Origin of the sequence: Bacteroides sp. (assembly GCF_030151085.1) — a bacterium.
GTDB lineage: Bacteria > Bacteroidota > Bacteroidia > Bacteroidales > Bacteroidaceae > Bacteroides.
This window is the reverse complement of the sequence record NZ_JASLER010000007.1, coordinates 1-19,629: the sequence shown is the minus strand read 5'-3', so window position 1 is coordinate 19,629 and position 19,629 is coordinate 1. Positions and strand designations below refer to the sequence as shown.

General features: G+C 43.3%; 11 protein-coding genes. 4 read left to right on the top strand and 7 right to left on the bottom strand.

All coding sequences use genetic code 11. The features are described from left to right. Window positions 1-39: 39 nt before the first annotated feature. Window positions 40-1,302: a hypothetical protein gene (locus Q1W14_RS02020; RefSeq protein WP_300698780.1), complete on the bottom strand. Its 1,263-nt coding sequence runs from the start codon at window positions 1,300-1,302 to the stop codon at window positions 40-42. Beyond that, window positions 1,289-2,020: a type III pantothenate kinase gene (locus Q1W14_RS02015; protein ID WP_300698778.1), complete on the bottom strand. Its 732-nt coding sequence runs from the start codon at window positions 2,018-2,020 to the stop codon at window positions 1,289-1,291. Before Q1W14_RS02015 ends, Q1W14_RS02020 begins: the two co-directional genes overlap by 14 nt. A gap of 242 nt (window positions 2,021-2,262) precedes the next feature. Here Q1W14_RS02015 and Q1W14_RS02010 point away from each other — a divergent pair, with 242 nt between their 5' ends. The 3 genes from Q1W14_RS02010 (at window position 2,263) to secA (ending at window position 8,480) form a co-directional block, all read left to right on the top strand. Further along, a complete protein-coding gene (locus Q1W14_RS02010; protein ID WP_300698776.1) occupies window positions 2,263-3,480 on the top strand; it encodes a DUF4105 domain-containing protein in 1,218 nt (405 codons plus the stop codon). Further along, on the top strand, window positions 3,480-5,048 hold the full coding sequence (locus tag Q1W14_RS02005; RefSeq protein ID WP_300698774.1) for an alkaline phosphatase family protein: 1,569 nt from the start codon (window positions 3,480-3,482) through the stop codon (window positions 5,046-5,048). Before Q1W14_RS02010 ends, Q1W14_RS02005 begins: the two co-directional genes overlap by 1 nt. Window positions 5,049-5,183: 135 nt before the next feature. Next, a complete protein-coding gene (gene secA, locus Q1W14_RS02000) occupies window positions 5,184-8,480 on the top strand; it encodes a preprotein translocase subunit SecA (protein ID WP_300698772.1) in 3,297 nt (1,098 codons plus the stop codon). A gap of 299 nt (window positions 8,481-8,779) precedes the next feature. Here the strand turns inward: secA and Q1W14_RS01995 are convergent, their stop codons facing one another. Together Q1W14_RS01995 and Q1W14_RS01990 are read right to left on the bottom strand one after the other, a co-directional pair. Then, a complete protein-coding gene (locus Q1W14_RS01995) occupies window positions 8,780-10,312 on the bottom strand; it encodes a glycoside hydrolase 43 family protein (RefSeq protein WP_300698834.1) in 1,533 nt (510 codons plus the stop codon). A gap of 14 nt (window positions 10,313-10,326) precedes the next feature. Next, complete coding sequence (locus Q1W14_RS01990; protein WP_300698770.1) at window positions 10,327-12,483, bottom strand: alpha-galactosidase; 2,157 nt, start codon at window positions 12,481-12,483, stop codon at window positions 10,327-10,329. A gap of 185 nt (window positions 12,484-12,668) precedes the next feature. On the opposite strand from Q1W14_RS01990, the gene Q1W14_RS01985 reads away from it, so the two are divergent. Beyond that, window positions 12,669-13,562, top strand: coding sequence for an AraC family transcriptional regulator (locus tag Q1W14_RS01985; RefSeq protein WP_300698768.1), 894 nt, complete (start codon window positions 12,669-12,671; stop codon window positions 13,560-13,562). Window positions 13,563-13,567: 5 nt separating this feature from the next. Here the strand turns inward: Q1W14_RS01985 and Q1W14_RS01980 are convergent, their stop codons facing one another. From Q1W14_RS01980 to Q1W14_RS01970, 3 genes are all read right to left on the bottom strand, one after another. Then, complete coding sequence (locus Q1W14_RS01980; protein ID WP_300698766.1) at window positions 13,568-15,838, bottom strand: glycoside hydrolase family 3 N-terminal domain-containing protein; 2,271 nt, start codon at window positions 15,836-15,838, stop codon at window positions 13,568-13,570. 7 nt (window positions 15,839-15,845) lie between these two features. Continuing rightward, window positions 15,846-18,779: a discoidin domain-containing protein gene (locus tag Q1W14_RS01975; RefSeq protein ID WP_300698764.1), complete on the bottom strand. Its 2,934-nt coding sequence runs from the start codon at window positions 18,777-18,779 to the stop codon at window positions 15,846-15,848. A 4-nt stretch (window positions 18,780-18,783) separates the two neighbouring features. Further along, the coding region (locus tag Q1W14_RS01970; protein WP_300698761.1) for an aldose epimerase family protein at window positions 18,784-19,629 on the bottom strand (846 nt) is incomplete at its 5' end.

Here is a 19,629-nt window from a genome sequence, read left to right as displayed (position 1 = left end):
TTAAATTTTAGTTGTTATATTTACGTCTATTCAAATTCATTAATCCACTTTACGTTTGAAGAACCAACGTTCGTTGAAGGTTACACCTACACAAATGCGCAAAGTATTCTCATTCAAGAAAGCAGCATTGGTACCTTGCATCCTCACATATTGAGCAGAAATACTCAACAAAGAACGAGTTCGTGGAATGGGCAAGCCAAAACCAGCAGTTAACCCATACTCATTGGCAGCACGTACACCGTCAATTTTATAATAAGGCTTAGAATAATAGGCTCCCAAACGATATTTCACATGAGAAAAATAACTTCTTCCCATAGGGTTCGGAAGATATTCCGCACCAAATGCTATTTTTTCACGCTTACAAAATGCATTTTTATCATTCATATAAGACGTCTTATTCCAATCTTGAAGCATGACATCCACTCCTAGTGTCAAACGATTATCGTATACATAGGTTACACCAACACCAAATGTCGTTGGAATGCCGAAAGTAGCAACTGTATCTCTTGTACTGACGGTAGCCCCCGTACTGGAATTTCCCAGTTGGTCCTGCACGTATGAATCATTACTCAAATCATGGCCCGGAGAGAACACAACACCCAAAGTCGCTTCATGTTTCTTACTGAATTGATGGGTATATTGTGCACCGAAATCCAGTTTGTAACTTTTTACTGCTACATTGAATACCCGTGTAAAAGGCATAATAGCCGAATTAGAAGGGAAACTCTGATTCGCAGTACGAGTTATATCTCCCCAAAGATACGAAATATTCGCACCCACTGAAAGATTTTTAATTATTTTAAAACCTGCACCTAAGTACAATTGATGCAATCCACCTTCACCGGAATAAGTTGTAGCACTGGAGTTATTAGGGTAAACCTTATCCTCATTGTATTTTCCCATGCTATAACCTACATTTGAGTAAGGCAATAATCCCAAGCTGACTGCTGCCCATTTGCTGGCACGAAACTGCATGACTATGTAATCAAAGCTTGAATTTTTAGCATTTTGCTTTATGTTACCATCACTAAGATTGGTATTCTGCAAAGAGAGCCCTCCATCAAATATAAAAGTAAGCGAATCTACTGCCGTATAGGACGCCGGATTCAGAAAGTTGGTTTGGTACTTGTCCCTCAATCCATAGCCAATGCCACCCATAGCCCTGCTATTACCTGAACCTTGGTCTGACAATTGTCCATATCCATATCTCGTATAAGGAGAATTCGTATTATTTTGAGCGACTGCCACTCCTGATAACATCGTGAGCAAGAGCACCAAAAGTGTTTGTCTATATCCTATCATTATTATAGTTTAAAATTCGGTTTAATCCTTTCAACACTAAAAATTTGTCTGCAAAGATGATACTTTTTAAGTTTGTATCAAAAGAAAAATCATCACCGCCCGTTAAAAAAACCAAAAGTTGGGAATATTTATACTTCATGGCGGTAATATACCCTGAGATTTCATATTCCATTCCTTTCAGCACTCCGGCTCGGATGGCGGTTTCCGTATCTTTACCCAATTCCGGGCAACGCCCTTCAGATGCCACCAAAGGAAGCTTTCCGGTAAACTGATGTAGCGCCTTAAAGCGCATCTGCATACCGGGAGAGATATTCCCACCATGATATCGTCCGGCTGCATCAATAAATTCGTAAGTGATGCATGTACCGGCATCAATTACGAGCAAATCTTTGTCCGGGAATTGTTCATTAGCACCTACCACTGCTGCCATACGATCGTACCCCAAAGTCTGAGGAGTTTCGTAAAGGTTTTCCACCGGAAGAGGTATCTTTTCGTTCAACCAAAGAAGCGGCATGGGTAAAAGCGCCAATTGGTCTGTCACCCGTTCACTCAAATCGATAACCGTAGCAACAATCGCCTTTTCGCATGGATATCTAGAGTAAATATCAGACAGATGCTCCAATGTTAGATTGGAGTCATACATCACTTCTACAATGACAGAGCCATCAAATACCGCTATTTTTGCGATCGTATTTCCTATATCAATAATGAGATTCACTAGGTTGCTTATTGTTTAGCGGTGCAAAGATACGATTTTAATAAGAAATAACTCGGCTTGCTGAGAATAATTTACTGTCTTACTCTAGATTTGACTGACTCTTATAAGTATCATCTAAATCTAGAGTAAGACATTTAGAATATCACCAACAAACACAAATAATAACTTTATCTTAATTTTCAAATTTAGAATTTAGTTCTTCCTTTGTATCATAATCAAGATTTTTATGTAAGTTTGCAGCCATGAAACGGAACATACTCATTACTATATATGTCATCCTATTTTTCCTTTGTGCACACAAGGCCATTGCCCAAACACAAACGCAGCAAGGAAATACTTCCGACTCCATACGTATCAGCCTGCTGACGTGCGCTTCGGGCGGAGAAATATATTCACTCTTCGGTCATACTGCCATACGCTACCAAAACTTCACACAAGGTATTGATGCTGTATTTAATTATGGTATGTTCAACTTCAATACCCCTAATTTCATCTTCCGCTTTGCTTTAGGAGAAACAGATTATCAACTGGGCGTATCAGACTATGAACACTTTGCTGCCGAATACGACTATTCCGGTCGTGACGTCTGGCAACAGACATTGAATCTCAATCAAGAAGAAAAGGTCCAACTCGTAAACCTTCTGCAAGAAAACTATCGCCCAGAAAACCGAGTATATCGCTATAATTTCTTTTACGACAACTGCGCCACTCGTCCGCGTGATCTCATAGAAAAAGCTATCAACGGCAATTTGGAATATGCTGACAATATGACCGACACGCACACCGGAATAACCTTCCGTGATTTACTACATAAATATAGTGAAGGGCATCTCTGGTCACGTTTTGGTATAGACCTCTGCATTGGTAGTCAGGCTGACAAACCCATCAACCGAAGACTGATGATGTTCATCCCTTTCTACGTGCAAGAATTCTTCAATAAAGCTCAAATAGCAGACACCGCCGGACAAGTACGTCCTCTGGTAACTACTGACGAGAAAGTAGTAATCACCGGTAAAACAGCTGCCGACCATCAATCGGGTGGTATTACACCTATGCAAGCATCTTTACTATTATTTATTATAGTAACAGTCGCCACCATTTATGGCATCCGCAATGGAAAAACATTATGGGGAATCGACCTCATACTATTCCTTGCAGCCGGACTTGCCGGATGTATCCTTGCATTTCTGGTACTTTTCTCACAACACCCGGCAGTCAGCCCCAACTATCTGCTGTTTGTCTTCCATCCATTGCACTTACTTTGCCTGCCATGTATGCTAAATAGAGTGCGAAAAAAGAAATTAAGCCGCTATATGTTGGCCAATTTTACAGTTTTAACACTTTTTATAGGGTTTTGGGCGATAATTCCACAAAAAATCGACTTAGCTGTATTACCTTTGGCACTGTGTTTGTTGATACGTTCGGCAAGCAACCTTATTCTCTCCTACAAACGAAAATAATGAAAAAAGGACTGATAACTTCCATACTCGCGCTGACTTTCAGCGGCCTGCAAGCCCAACCACTGCCTGCTACCCCAAAATTGGTAGTAGCATTGACAATTGATCAGTTGCGCACGGATTACATGGAAGCATTTTCATCTTTGTACGGAGAAAAAGGTTTCAAACGACTATTACGTGACGGCAAAGTATTCCACCAAGCAGAATTCCCATTCAACGGAACAGACCGTGCTTCTGCTATTGCAGCCATTTATACAGGAAGTACCCCTTCTATAAACGGCATCATTGCAGAAAATTGGTTGGATGCCGGTACGCTACGTCCTGTAAATTGTGTAGACGATCCCAACTTCATGGGTAACTACACCGATGAAAGTACCTCTCCTTCACAATTACTGACTTCTACGTTTGCCGACGAGCTGAAAATAGCTACGCGCAATAAAGGTTTAGTATATGCCATCGCCCCATTCCGAGATGCCGCCATCTTTGGCGCCGGACATGCCGGAAACGGTGCCTTTTGGCTCAATGAAAATACAGGAAAATGGTGCAGCACTACCTACTATAGCGAGTTTCCATGGTGGGTAAGCCAATACAACGAACGGAAATCACCTGACTTCCGTATCAAAGATATGGTGTGGACGCCAGTGCATCCCTTCACTAGCTATACTTTTCTACCGGAATGGCGCAACCAGCCATTTAAATATAAATTGGACGGTGAACGAATCAACAAATACCGTCGGATGATTACCAGTCCTTTTGTCAACGACGAAGTCAATTTACTGACCGAAGAGTTGTTGAACAAGAGTACTATCGGTCAGGATAATGTACCCGATTTATTGTCACTTACCTACTATGCAGGTAATTATAATCACCAAAGCACACAAGATTGTGCTATGGAAGTGCAAGATGCATACGTCCGTCTGGACCGTAGCATCGCCAACTTGCTGGATATCATAGAACGTAAAGTAGGACTTCATAACGTGCTTTTCTGCATCACCTCCACCGGATATACTGATCCTGAAGTTGCCGATGCCAGTATTTACCGTATACCGGGGGGAGAATTTTACTTGAACCGTTGTGCTACCCTCTTGAATATGTATCTTATGGCTACTTATGGAGAGGGACAATATGTAGAAGCTTATTACAACCAACAAATCTATCTCAATCACAAACTCATTGAAAACAAACAATTGAATTTGGCTGAGATACAAGATAAATCTGCCGAATTTCTGGTGCAGTTCAGTGGTGTAAACGAAGTTTATTCCGCCCACAGACTACTCTTAGGCTCATGGTCGCCACAAATAGAACTGGTACGTAATAGTTTTCACCGTAAACGTTCTGGCGATTTATTGATAAATATACTACCTGGCTGGACCATCATGCAGGAAAATAATTCCGATAACCGCGTAGTACGTAGTGCCAATATCCCCGCTCCTCTTATTCTGATAGGTGCTGGTATCAAAGCCGAAACAATTCGCATACCCATCAGCGTTGACCGCATAGCTCCCACTCTATCGAGTGTGATGCGCATTCGTGCTCCGAATGCAAGTACTGCAAGTCCTCTCGATTTGTAAAAAACCTCCCGTAAATCACTGGAAAATCAGCATTTTAGTGTAACTTTGTACCCAAAATGCCAGCAATTGCAATTAAAACGTTTGTAATTGCGCTCTTCAATCAATTTAGTAAATAATAATAAAAACAGATATATAATGGGATTTAATGAAATTTTAAGCTCGATTTTCGGCAACAAATCCACACGCGACATGAAAGAAATACAGCCGTGGGTGGAAAAGATCAAAGCCGCTTACCCGAAAGTAGAAAAGCTCGACAACGACGCACTGCGTGCCAAGACAGAAGAACTGAAAGAATACATCAAGAACTCTGCCACCGAACAACGTGCCCAAGTAGACGAACTGAAAGCCAGCGTTGAAAGCACCGAACTGGAAAAACGTGAAGAAATCTTCAACCAGATTGACAAAATTGAAAAAGAGATATTGGACATCTACGAGAAAGCACTCGAAGAAGTTCTGCCTACCGCTTTCTCTATCGTAAAAGAAACAGCCAAGCGCTTCACCGAAAATGAAGAAATAGTAGTTACTGCCACCGACTTCGACCGCCTGCTGGCAACCACTAAAGACTTCGTACGCATTGAAGATGACAAAGCCATCTATCAGAACCATTGGGTAGCCGGTGGAAATGATACCGTATGGAATATGATCCACTACGATGTTCAGCTCTTTGGTGGTGTAGTACTGCATAAAGGTAAAATTGCCGAAATGGCAACAGGTGAAGGTAAGACCCTTGTAGCTACCCTGCCTGTATTCCTCAATGCATTGACCGGCAATGGTGTACACGTGGTTACCGTGAACGACTACCTCTCCAAGCGTGACTCCGAGTGGATGGGCCCGCTATACATGTTCCACGGATTGAGTGTAGATTGTATCGACCGCCATCAGCCTAACTCCGACGCACGTCGCAAAGCTTATCTGGCAGATATCACCTTTGGTACAAACAACGAATTCGGTTTCGACTACCTGCGTGATAATATGGCAATCAGCCCCAAAGACCTTGTACAACGCCAGCATAACTATGCTATCGTCGATGAGGTAGACTCCGTATTGATTGATGACGCCCGTACTCCGTTGATTATCTCAGGTCCGGTACCTAAAGGCGACGACCAACTTTTCGAAGAACTTCGCCCGCTGGTAGAACGTCTGGTTGAAGCTCAGAAGAAGCTAGCTACCCAATATCTGGCTGATGCCAAGCGCCTGATTGCTTCCAGCGACAAGAAGGAAGTAGAAGAAGGCTTCCTCGCCTTGTTTCGTAGCCATAAGTGCTTACCCAAGAACAAGGCATTGATTAAATTCCTCAGTGAGCAAGGCATCAAAGCCGGTATGCTCAAGACCGAGGAAATATACATGGAGCAGAACAATAAGCGCATGCCCGAAGTAACTGAACCCTTGTATTTCGTTATCGAAGAAAAGTTGAACAGCGTAGACTTGACAGATAAAGGTGTAGACCTTATCAGCGGTCACTCTGAAGACCCTACCTTCTTCGTATTGCCCGATATCACCGCCCAACTCTCAGCTCTTGAGAATGAAGCAGAACTCTCAGACGATCAACGTCTTGAAAAGAAAGATGCTTTGATGACTAACTATGCCATCAAGTCAGAACGTGTGCATACTATCAACCAATTGTTGAAGGCTTACACTATGTTCGAAAAAGACGATGAATACGTAGTGATTGACGGACAGGTTAAGATTGTAGACGAGCAGACCGGTCGTATCATGGAAGGTCGCCGTTACTCCGACGGTCTACACCAAGCCATCGAAGCCAAGGAAGGTGTAAAAGTAGAAGCTGCTACCCAGACTTTCGCTACAATTACTTTGCAGAATTATTTCCGTATGTACCACAAACTTTCGGGTATGACCGGTACAGCCGAAACAGAAGCAGGTGAGTTGTGGGACATCTATAAACTGGATGTTGTGGTTATCCCTACCAACCGCCGTATTTCACGTAACGATATGAACGACCGCGTTTACAAAACAAAACGCGAAAAATATAAAGCCGTTATCGAAGAAATCGAAGCAATGGTAGCAGCCGGACGTCCTGTTCTGGTAGGTACCACTTCAGTAGAAATCTCCGAAATGCTGAGCAAGATGTTGACTATGCGCAAAATTGAGCACAGCGTATTGAATGCGAAGTTGCACCAAAGAGAAGCAGACATCGTAGCTACCGCAGGTTTGAAGTGTGCTGTAACCATTGCTACCAACATGGCAGGTCGTGGTACCGATATCAAGTTGAGTCCGGAAGTAAAAGCTGCCGGCGGTCTTGCCATTATCGGTACAGAACGTCATGAGTCACGCCGTGTAGACCGTCAGTTACGTGGTCGTGCCGGACGTCAGGGTGACCCGGGTTCATCTGTATTCTTCGTTTCATTGGAAGACGATTTGATGCGTCTGTTCTCTTCCGACCGTATTGCCGGTGTAATGGATAAACTGGGTTTCAAGGAAGGTGAAATGATTGAACACAGTATGATCTCCAAGTCTATTGAACGTGCTCAGAAGAAGGTAGAAGAAAACAACTTCGGTATTCGTAAGCGTTTGCTGGAATATGATGACGTAATGAACAAGCAACGTACGGTAGTCTACACCAAACGTCGTCACGCTTTGATGGGTGAACGTATCGGTATGGATATCGTAAACATGATTTGGGACCGTTGCGCCGCTGCCATAGAAGCTCCTGACTACGAAAACTGTAAGATGGATTTGTTGCAGACGCTCGCTATGGAAACTCCGTTTACCGAAGAAGAATTCAAGAACGAAAAGAAAGAAAAGTTGGCAGACAAAACTTTCGATGCCGCTATGGAACTCTTCAAACGTAAGACTGAACGCATGGCACAGATTGCCTTCCCGGTTATCAAACAAGTATATGAAACCCAAGGTCACATGTACGAGAACATCCTTATTCCTATCACAGACGGTAAGCGCATGTACAACATTTCTTGTAACTTGAAAAGCGCTTACGAAAGCCAATGTAAGGAAGTGGTAAAATCATTCGAGAAGTCTATCCTGCTACATGTTATCGATGAGTCTTGGAAAGAGAACTTGCGTGAATTGGATGAGTTGAAACACTCTGTACAAAATGCTAGCTACGAACAAAAGGATCCGTTATTGATTTATAAACTAGAGTCTGTTAACCTGTTCGATACAATGGTTGACAAGATCAATAATCAGACAATCTCTATCTTGATGCGTGGACAAATTCCGGTACAAGAACCTCAAGAAGTTCGTCAAGCAGCTCCCGAAGAACGTCAGGACCTGAGCAAATATCGTGAACAGAAGCAAGACCTGAGTGATCCGAATCAACAGGCAGCCGCTGCCCAAGATACCCGTGAACAACCCAAACGTGAACCTATCCGTGCGGAGAAGACTGTAGGTCGTAATGATCCTTGTCCTTGCGGTAGTGGCAAGAAGTTCAAGAATTGCCACGGAGCTAATGCATAAAAGAGATTAGTTGATAATGGTCTGTACTATTACAGACCATTTCACTAACAACATCCAGGCTAATAAAAAAGAGAGTGCATATCACACAATTTGTAGATATGCACTCTCTTTTTTGTTTGTTTAGTTATTCGGATTACATCTATTAAATGTCGGCTCTATAATTTACTTTATCTGCATAATGCATCTCAGTACTGCACCTACTCCGCTACACCTCCGCTCTTCCTCCGCTTAGAGTACCCTCAAAGCGAAGCATAAGCGGAGGTGTAGCGGAGCGAGTATAGCTTTAAGACTTCATTATATCAATTAAAGTCGTAATCAAATCCATTGAAATAAGCAGTTCCTTGGTTGTCATTGACAGTATAGGAGAAAATCCCTACTCTCGCTCCCTTCCAATCACCAAACCTCAAAGAATAAGATTTACCACAGGAAGTAAACCGCTTATTATCCGTACTAAAGGATAATTGATGCTGATTGGCTTTTGCATCCAAAGTAGCACGAAGATATACTTTTCGGCCGGTAATAACTTTGATTTTCTCTACCTGACCATTCGACTCCAGATACAAATAATTCTTGCCAGCTTCCTTTAAAACACCAATAGCATTATAGAGATTTCCTACACAGAATAATCCGGCTCTTTGTCCTTCGACCAGTTCTGAGAAATCGAGTTCGGTAGTAGCTACACTCTCGTATCCCATACATTTCTGAGTGAGCATATTACGGGAAGCACGCAAACAGTCGGCTTTTGAAGCCGTAAGAGCAAAGTAACCTTTACGTTTGGACAAACTCCAGTTCTGATTCACAGGATTGTGGTTGAATTGCCACTGTAAACCTAAAGTTTCAGAATTAAAATCATCCGAAGCCAATGGATAATAGGGAAAAACAGTTTTACCAACTTTGGGTTTTGTCCACACTTTTACGGGTTCACCTATTCCATTCATATCGATGTCTACACCAATGACCGGCCATTCATCTTTCCAATGAGCAGGTTGCAGATGCACTACCCGTCCAAGTGGTTCAGTCAGTTGGAAATGATAGAACCACCACTCCCCCTCGGGTGTATCAACCAATGCTCCCTGATGAGGACCATTCACATCGGTACTTCCTTTTTCCAGGACCACCTTTTTTTCGTAAGGACCATAGATATTCTTGGAACGTAAGATGGTTTGCCATCCTTCACCTACTCCACCTTCGGGAATGCTGAGGTAATAGTAACCATTGGCTTTAAAGAACTTGGTTCCTTCAGCTACAGGACCGGTATAAATTACATGACCATCATCCAGCAGAGTTTTACCATCCGCACTCATTTTGTGCAGAATAATAGGTCCTGCTCCCAACTGGCTACGACCAATATAAGCTTGCCCGTCATCGTCCCAAAGGGGACAAGGGTCTTCCCATCCCCCTATGTTCTTCACACAATGAAGTGGAGCCCACGGACCATGAGGATCAGTAGCAGTAGTCATCATCAGACCTTCGCGCGGAGTACAGAAGAAAATCCAGAAGCGCCCGTCATGATATCGAATGGAAGGTGCCCATGAGCCTCCTCCATAATTGCCATTCTCATCCCAACCGGGAAAATCCAAACGACTGTATACCTGACTGATCGTTTTCCAATTTACCATATCATCCGACTCCAATACCGGCATGCCCATATAATGGAACTCGGAACAGACCATATAATATTTATTTCCCACCCGAATAACATCGGGGTCAGAATAATCGGCATTCAAGATAGGATTGATATAGGTTCCATTCCCTTGATCGCCCCAGGTCACTTTAGACGTTTGTGCGTTGGTTGCCTGCAAACAACAGGCAACCAACGCTAAACATAACATATATTTCTTCATTCTTATTCTGCTACAATTTCCACCACACGACTATTCAACTGTGAAGTAGTGAAAAGGGGCAAACCTACGTTCATCAAATACTCACCGGAGTACAGTTGCCCGTTTCCTTGCAAAGAAGAGTTCGTGCCCGGCATACCGTTGATTTCCTTCACACGGTACATTTTGTTAGTATCCAAACCCTCGAGGCGTACCGGTAATGTTTTTTCGGCATAACGTGGATGGATATCGAAAGCAAAGACCACTGCTTTTTTCTTATTCTTATCCACAAACATGGTAGAGGTATGGTTACCGCTATAAGGGGATACCAAACGATATTGATCTCCCTCAAGAATAGCTGGTTTCAGGGCATTGTAGTTCTTCACCGCACTACGACAATAAGCTTCTTCGGTTTCATTCAACTCTTCCAACTTAATATCGAAACCTAACTTACACATCATGGCTACATCTGTACGGAACTTGATACTTGCATTCTTGTTCCACGTAGTGACATGTGCACACATCGTTTTCGCCGGGAATATCTGTGAGTAACCCCACTGAATAAACAGACGTTCTATAGGGTCGGTATTGTCACTTGGCCAAAATTCAGTGAAATATTTCAGAGCTTCATAGTCTGAACGGCCACCACCACCCGAGCAAAGCATCATAGGCAATTTGGGATATTTGGCTTTCACTCGTTCCAATACATTATATAATCCACGTACGTAGTCAATGTAAAGATGGGACTGTTTGTTTTTCAAATAAGCCGAATAGATATTGGTGATAGGGCTATTACAATCCCATTTGAAAAAAGCGATATCGGGATTCTTTGTCATCAGGTTATCGACTACGCCGAATACAAAGTCTTGTACTTGCGGGTTGCTGAGGTCCAGTACCATTTGGTTACGGAAATAATATTCATCACGGTTAGGCAAATGAATCACCCAGTCTTTATGCTTTTCGTAAAGTTCACTCTTCGGATTCACCATTTCGGGTTCTATCCACAAACCGAACTTCACACCTTTTTCTTTGGCTACTTCGGTAAGATGAGAAACTCCATTAGGCAGTTTATCGGCAGTTTCGTCCCAGTCTCCCAAACCTTGATGGTCACCGCTACGGGGATATTTGTTGGCAAACCAACCATCGTCCAGCAAGAACATATCTACTCCCAGTTCTACGGCATCACCCATCAGTTCTTCCAGTTTCTTCTCATCGAAATTGAAGTAAGTAGCTTCCCAGTTATTGAGCAGCGTCATGCGATCTTTATCTCCATCTTTCACCTGGTACTTACGTGCCCAATCATGGAAGTTACGGCTTGCTTGTCCCTTCCCATTGAAACTATAAGTGAAGTAGAAGTCGGGAGTGCGAAAGATTTCATTCGGTTTCAGGCTGTATTCTGAAGCATAGGGGTTGATACCTGATATGACACGAAGTTCATTCTTGTTGTCAACTTCGAATACGAATTGAAAATTACCCGTCCAGCCCAAGGAACCTACAATGACTTCACCGCTATTCTCATCGGCTTTGCCATCCAATGCGAGTTGGAAGAAAGGAGGAGTAAACATACTGGCACGACTACCCAACTTGGTATCCAACGTTTTCTTTCCAAATTCCAAAGGCACATCCTTCATATGTGCTTCAGTTGCCCAGTCACCGGCAAATTCAGTCAACAGATAGTTGTCACGATTGAAATGCAACATGGAGGAAGCATACTTATGCAATACCACCGGTTTCTTTTCTTTATGGCTGATTTCAGTATAGGTCTTGATAAGGTCCTCTTTCTGATAAGCCACAAAATGCATGATGACAGTTACGGGGTATTTGTCGTCCTGCAAGGTAATCACCGTTTCCTCTACTCCCGGAGATACCTGGTTTACCGAATGAGAGAAGTACTTCAAGAGTAAAGATGGATTGCCGTCGTTATGCAATACATGGATGGCGGGTTCAAAATAATCCTCCATACCATTGGTAAGATACGCTTCAGTTCCCATCGGCAAGAAAGCGATGTCCGAAGCATGATTCAAACTCTTACCTAAATAGCTTTGATATAATCGCCCATTGTCGGCAACCTTATAAATGAGGTTTACACGGTCCGTACCAATTTTAATCACCGGCTTATCCGCCGCTTTCAATATACACGATATGCATAAGAAGCATATCAATAAAAACAGTTTTCCTTTCATGGTATCATTCATTAAATTAATAGATATTGTTGTATTTCATTTCCTGATATCGCTTGGCAAATGTAGCCGAATTAAACCTAAACTAATAGCGCAAATGGAGCAAGAATTAAGAAATTTGAAGCAAATCACTTCCTTTTCGCCGAACTATCCTTATCTTCGCTTCCTAATTTAATACTTCACACACTATGCCACGAATTAGAGAAGGGTTCAAGGGAGAACGTGCAGTGATTCTACCTACTTTCCTGATAGAAGAATTGAAACAAGATATTCTTGGACGGGAACTTTACATTACAGACATAGGCTATTATCCTCAAGCCAGTTTTCATTACCGTAAGCGAAGCAGCGAAGAAGTAGGAGAGTTTGTACTGATTTACTGTGTAGAGGGTGAAGGATGGTTTGAATTAGACAATCGCCGGCATACAGTGACAGCTAATCAATTCTTTATTCTGCCCGAACATCAGGCACATACTTATGGAAGTAAAGCCGAGAACCCGTGGACCATCTATTGGATGCACTTCAATGGCATAAAAGCAGCTTTCTTTAGCAGTGGTTTCGACAGGCCTTGCAATATCACTCCTCAAGAGCACTCCCGTATCAAAGAGCGTTTGGGATTGTTCGAAGAGATTTATTCATCTATCAGCTCAGGATATAGCAAGAATTACATGTTGTATGCCACCACCAGCTTGTTCCACTTTTTGGGTTCGATGAAGTTTATTGGTGAATATCGTGATTGCGGTTCAATGGATAGGAATACAAGCAAGGATATAACACAACTTGCCATCCACTTCATGAAAGAGAATCTGAACAAAAAGATAAGTCTGGCTGACATTGCCCGTGAAGTAAAGCTGTCCGTATCTTATTTCTCCAATTTGTTTGAAGAAAAGACAGGCTCCTCGCCCCTACGATATTTAATCTATCTGCGGATACAAGAAGCCTGCCATTATCTAGACTTTACCAACTTAAAGATTAATCAGATCAGTCCGTTGGTTGGATATGATGATTCTCTCTATTTTTCCCGACTATTCAATAAGACGATGGGGATGTCTCCTTCGGAATACAAGGCTAGAAAGAAAGGATAACCGCCCTATCGGACTTCGATTGTTTTCAAAAGTTTGATATCATCGGATGCACTACCGATTTGGATTTCAAAATTACCAGGTTCTACGACCTCTTGCATACGGGCATTGTACAGACTCAGTTCCTTTATAGGCAATTGCAAACATACTTTCGTAACTTCGCCGACCTTTAGCAATACTTTACTGAAGGCTTTCAACTGTTGAATGGGAGTAGATACGGAACTCACTTTGTCACGAATATAGAGCTGAATTACCTCTTTTCCTTCTCTCTTACCACTGTTAGATACTTCGACCATTACCGTCAAAGTATCTTTGGGAGTAAAGATGGAATCGTTCAGTGTACAACTTTTATAGTCGAACGAAGTATAACTCTTTCCATGACCGAAATTCCAAAGAGGCTCCGGCTTATCGAAGATATAATGTCCTTTAGGTTCTTCGGGAGTACCCGGTTGATCGAAAGGTTCTTCACGGTCGGTCACAAAGTGATTGTAAAAACAAGGTGTATTACCCGTACTGCGTGGAAACGAGACATTTAACTTTCCTGAAGGATTCACCTTTCCTAACAGAATATCAGCCAGTGAGCGACCTTGCTGTTCACCACCATACCACTGCACCAATACGGCATCGGCATGCTCCTTCACCCACGGCATAGCCAGTGGCTTTCCGGCAATGAACACTACAATCATTGGTTTGCCAGTCTTTTGCAATTCTTTCAATAGTTCCAATTGTACGCCTGGAAGCTCCAACGAAGAGAGGTCAAAGCCTTCACCACTGGTGGAATATTTAGGTGCACGCCCCAAGTAAGTGCTCCGTGTACCGATAGCAACAATAGCAATATCACTTTTCTTTACAGCTTCTACCGCTTCCGGTATGTGTTGCATATCCCGGCTCCACCAATCGCAACCTTCAACAGCATGTATAACCGTACTATTGTCCACGGCCTCTTTCAAGCCTTGCAGCAGAGTAACACCTTCTTTGGTATCAGGTCCTGTCCATGAGTAGTCTCCCATAATCGTCTGGTTACTATTAGGACCTACTACAGCAATGGTACGGTATTTGTTTAAGTCCAAAGGCAGAATATCATTCTTATTTTCCAGCAATACAACACTTTCATCGGCTACTTCTTTAGCCAAAGCGACCTTTGCTTTATTCCTTACGACCTTATTCACCGCCTCAGGTTCGGCGTAAGAGGCATCAAACAACCCCAGCGCAAACTTCACAGTCAAGACACGACGAACAGCCAAATCAATATATTTCACGTCAAGCCGTCCTTCATTAACCAACTGTTCCAGCGTTTCATAGGCTGAATCAATGTTCACATCTATTCCTGCCTGAAGAGCCTGTATGGCAGCCTCCTCCCGATTCTTTACAGCATGATGGAAAGTCATTAAGCGTTCTACCGATCCCCAATCGGAATAGACATATCCTTTGAAGCCGAGTTCTCCGCGCAGAATGTCTGTCATATAATAGGATGAGCCCGTAGTAGGTACTCCGTCATAGGCGCTGTAGCAACTCATCACTGCCCACGGGTATGTTTCGGCAATTACCCGTCGGAAGGGGTATAGGTACAGGCTGCGCAAATCACGCTCTCCTCCACTGACGCTTGCACAATTCAGTCCGCCCGAAGGAGTGCCATGAGCCACAAAGTGCTTAGGCATACAAGTAATGGCATATTTCTGATAGCCACGTATAAATGCAATACCCATTTCAGCTATCAGAAAAGGGTCCTCACCAAAGGTCTCTTCAATACGCCCCCAACGGAGTTCACGAGCAATGTCAAGCACCGGAGACAAAATCTGATGGATGCCGATGGCTTTTGCCTCTTCACCAGCAGCCTCTGTCATGCGCTGTATCAGGGCAGGGTTGAACGTACTGCCCTGTGCCAAGGCATGTGGAAAGATGGTACAATCGTTCTGAATAATGCCTTCAATACCTTCGGCCGAAGTCAAAACAGGAATGCCGAGGCGAGTTTTAGTAAGCATATAGCGTTGCAATTCTTTATACATCACCGAACAGTCATATGCCGACATACCCATTTCGTGCACAGTACCGTAACTCTCACCACCGAATATACGTTCGATATCCTGAATCTTACCTGCTCCACGGTTTTGCAACTGCAAGACTTTTTCGTGTAAAGTCATTCTATTCATCAAGTCGTTCACCCGTTGTTCAATAGGGGCGGACTTATCTTTATATACTGGTTTATCGGAACCGGCATAAGCCGGTCCAGACAAACTGATACATAGTAAGCAATGAATGATTACCAAAAGTTTTTTCATCTTCAATCTATTTATTATAAGGCGTAACCAAGAGTTTATAACTTCCCCCATTCAGCAAAGCCTCATCGAAGTTTATCGTTACAGACTTGCTTTCACCCGGCATTAGTGTGAAATAGTTATCGCTCATAATAGCCGGTAACAGACGCTCGCCATCAGATGTGCGTACAGCCTGTACATGTACGGCAAATGCTACACTCTTGGCTGATTTAGGATTGGTAACGACTGCCTGTATCTCAGCTTTTCCTTCGGATTTCACTAACTTGGAAGAGGTTTTGAGTTCGGCTTTCGATAACTTATTGAGTGCAGTAAAATCCAACCGGTCGTTACCACGCCAGTAGTTGTTTTCAGAGATTACACGGCCACTCTTGTCTTTCAGTTTCAGACGAATGAAATGAACATCAGATAAGCCTTCGCTGGCCTGTGTACCCCCTAAGACATCGAAACTCCACAACGAATAACCGAACCACCAGCCACGTTCAATACCAAACATACGCACGTAACGGGCATCAACCTCGGGGAAAGTAATCAGTTCGACGCCTGCCACACCTTCGTTTGTCTTATATACCTCGCGCCAATTCTTAGCATCATCGGATACTTGAATCTTATAGGCTTTTCCAAAGGAGGCTTCCCAATCCAAACGCACACCACCTACCGGTTGCACACTACCTAAATCAACATAAATCCACTCATTATCGGCCACAACTGCCGCCCAACGTGTATCGCTCTTACCATCTGTCACCAAGTCAGCTTCGCCATGAGTAGTAGATGATGCGTATGCAGGCTTGTTCAGAGAAAGGTTCTTACGTTCTTTATTGAAGCCGATAGTGAAACACTCTACAGTAGTACTGGAAGGAGAATTGACTGTTACCGACTGGTTGTAGGAAGTTACTGGTTTACCATCTGTATTGTAGATAGTTACCTCGGCATGCAAATCTTTCAAATCTTCGGCAGTAGTATTGGCTATCTTTACCACATCGGTTACAGGATTCCAAAGGATATGCACCGGTTCGCAAGCGGACTTCGTTCCCCAATACGCACCGGTGAGATCGTAATAGTAGTCATACGTCTGCCATACCATGGACGGATAAGCAGATTGCCCCATCCAGGTCATAATACCCGATGCATCTTCCCACATTCGGTCCAGCCAACCTTCGTACATGGCTTTATTGGATTCGATGTTGATAAGCTGGGCTTTACGGCAATAATCCTCAATACCTGCAGGTGCACCGAAACCTTTAGTTATGGAAGCGTCGTAACGGTCGGGAGCCGCATTAAAGGCTGACTGACCGAAGTAATGGAGGTTCCACATTTCATCACACGGCCACCAGTTCTCTTTAGGCATGAACTTCTTGAAACTTTCGAAATTGGGAACCACTGCCGTACCAATCTCTGTACGGAAACCCCAACCACGAGCGGGATCTCCTTCCAGTCCATCGGGATACTTAGTGAAATAGTGACGAGGCTCGAATGCACCCCAAGGTCCACTACCGGTCAATCCGTCGGCATGAGAGTTGGCTTGGAAGTAACGGTCGCCACCATCAAAGGTTTTGATATTCTCAGCCATCCAGCCTTCCAACGGAGGTTGTGGATTGGACTCGTTATCACCACACCAAACGGCAATAGAGGGATGGTTGCGTACACGCTTGATTTTCTCTATCATATTGTTGTTGAAAACATTCAAATCGTATGGCAGATTTGGATTAGAGTTGATCCAAAAATCATCCCACACCATCAGTCCGTACTTATCACAAGCTTCGTAGAACTCATCATCAGTAGTAGAACCCAGCCAGTTGCGAATCATATTGAGGTTCATTTCTTTATGCAGACGGATTTTAGTGTCGTATTCTGCACCCCGACAGCGAAGCATATACTCGGACATACCCCAGTTGGTACCTTTCACGAAGATAGGTATGCCATTTATATAGATATGAAATGTGTTGCCGTTCTTGTCATAAGTATATTTCTTAATACCGAAAGTCACGTCACGTTCTTCGGACACTTGACCATTAACCGTAACTTCGAACTTACAGGTGTATAAGTTAGGTTCGCCATAGCCATTGGGCCACCACAGTTTGGGGCTATTGATGGATAATTGCGGGAAAAATCGTTTATCGAATTTCACTAATGTAGAAGTCTTCGGATCGAGATTTACTTCTTTAGTAAAAGTGATATTGCCCGGCATGATAGTACCCTTCACCAGCGCTTTCTCGGATTTAGAAGCATTATTCTTCACTTCGAGTTGTACCGAAACATCGGCACGGGCATTGCTGGGTAGCTCTGCACGTATCCATGGATCGATAAGTGTAGCTACACCGGTATTACTGAGGTAGACTTTATCGGTAATACCACTATTCAATCCCGGTACGTATGGCATCCAATCCCATCCTCCACTGGACAGATACGTGGGACTTCCTTGATTGGCAAGAGGTGTTTGGGGCATGTGTACAAGCACCGCCAAGACATTGGAAACATTCTTGCGAACCAGACCGGTAACATTGAAACGTCCACGGTGCATGAATCCGTCCAGTGTGCCCAACATCTGACCATTCAGATAAATATCTGCCTTGCGATTCACACCATTGAAGTTCAACCATATCAGTTCTTTATTGAAATCGGCAGGAAGGATGAATTCGGTACGATACCAAAAGCTACGGTCATATTTACTACGATCCACCTGATGGATGTTATTGCCAAAGTTAGGGTCTTTCTCCAATCCCGCCACTACATAGGAGTTGAAAGCTGTACCCGGTACCACTGCATCTACCCAATCGGCGGCATCATAACCGTTTTTCAACAGTGCTGCCTGGTCTACTTCGACCTGTGGTTTGAGCTTCCACTTCAATTGCGGATTGTCACTGTGCAAATAGACAGGATTGGCTTGCAGTAGTTGGAAGCATCCCGCCAGAACAAGTCCTGTTATTAGTTTTTTAATACTTTTCATGTTGTTAGTATAAGAGTGTTTCAAATTTATAAATCGTCTGTTGGTTGTATTCTTCTCCCGGATTTAACAAGCAAGAAGGAAAACCAGCATGCGAAGGTGTATCGGGGAAATATTGCGTCTCCAGGCAGATGGCCGTATCAGGATGTTCCAGATAGCCACCTGTGTAAATCAAGATACCCGGCAAATCTGTTTCCACAGCAAGACATCTACCGGTTTCGGGATCATGTAATTGTGCTGCCGGCATTATTTCTACAGACGAAGTCTTCTTCAATACGTAGCAATGATTGTATCCCCGGTTCCAGCTTAGTTGTTGATGATTGGCATAGATTCCTTTTCCAATCTCGGTAGGAGTAATGAAATCGAAAGGGGTACCTGTTACTTCCACTTCACGTCCTGTAGGAATGAATTCTGAAGTTGTATCCAACATCCATTGTGAAGGAATCGTCAACCGATGGTGGGTTATCTTCTCTCTTCTCCCACTCAGATTAAAGTAAGCGTGATTGGTCATATTCAGATAAGTAGGTTTATCCGTCAGCCCACGGTAGCGGATGGAAAGTTCGTTCTGTTCGTTCCATCGGTATTCTACCTTTATGTCCACATTACCCGGAAAACCACCTTCATCATCAGGTGAATGAAGCAAGAAACAAACCCCATCAGACAGAAGCTCCCATTGCCACAGCTTCTGATGAAAACCAGAAGTTCCACCGTGGTTGGTATTCCGACCATCGTTGGTTTCTAGTTGATAAGTAACTTCGTCGATATTGAAAGAAGCACCGCCTATTCGATTGGCAAACCGTCCAATGATAGCTCCCATATAATAAGTATCTGTAAGATAGTCATCTAGTTTTTC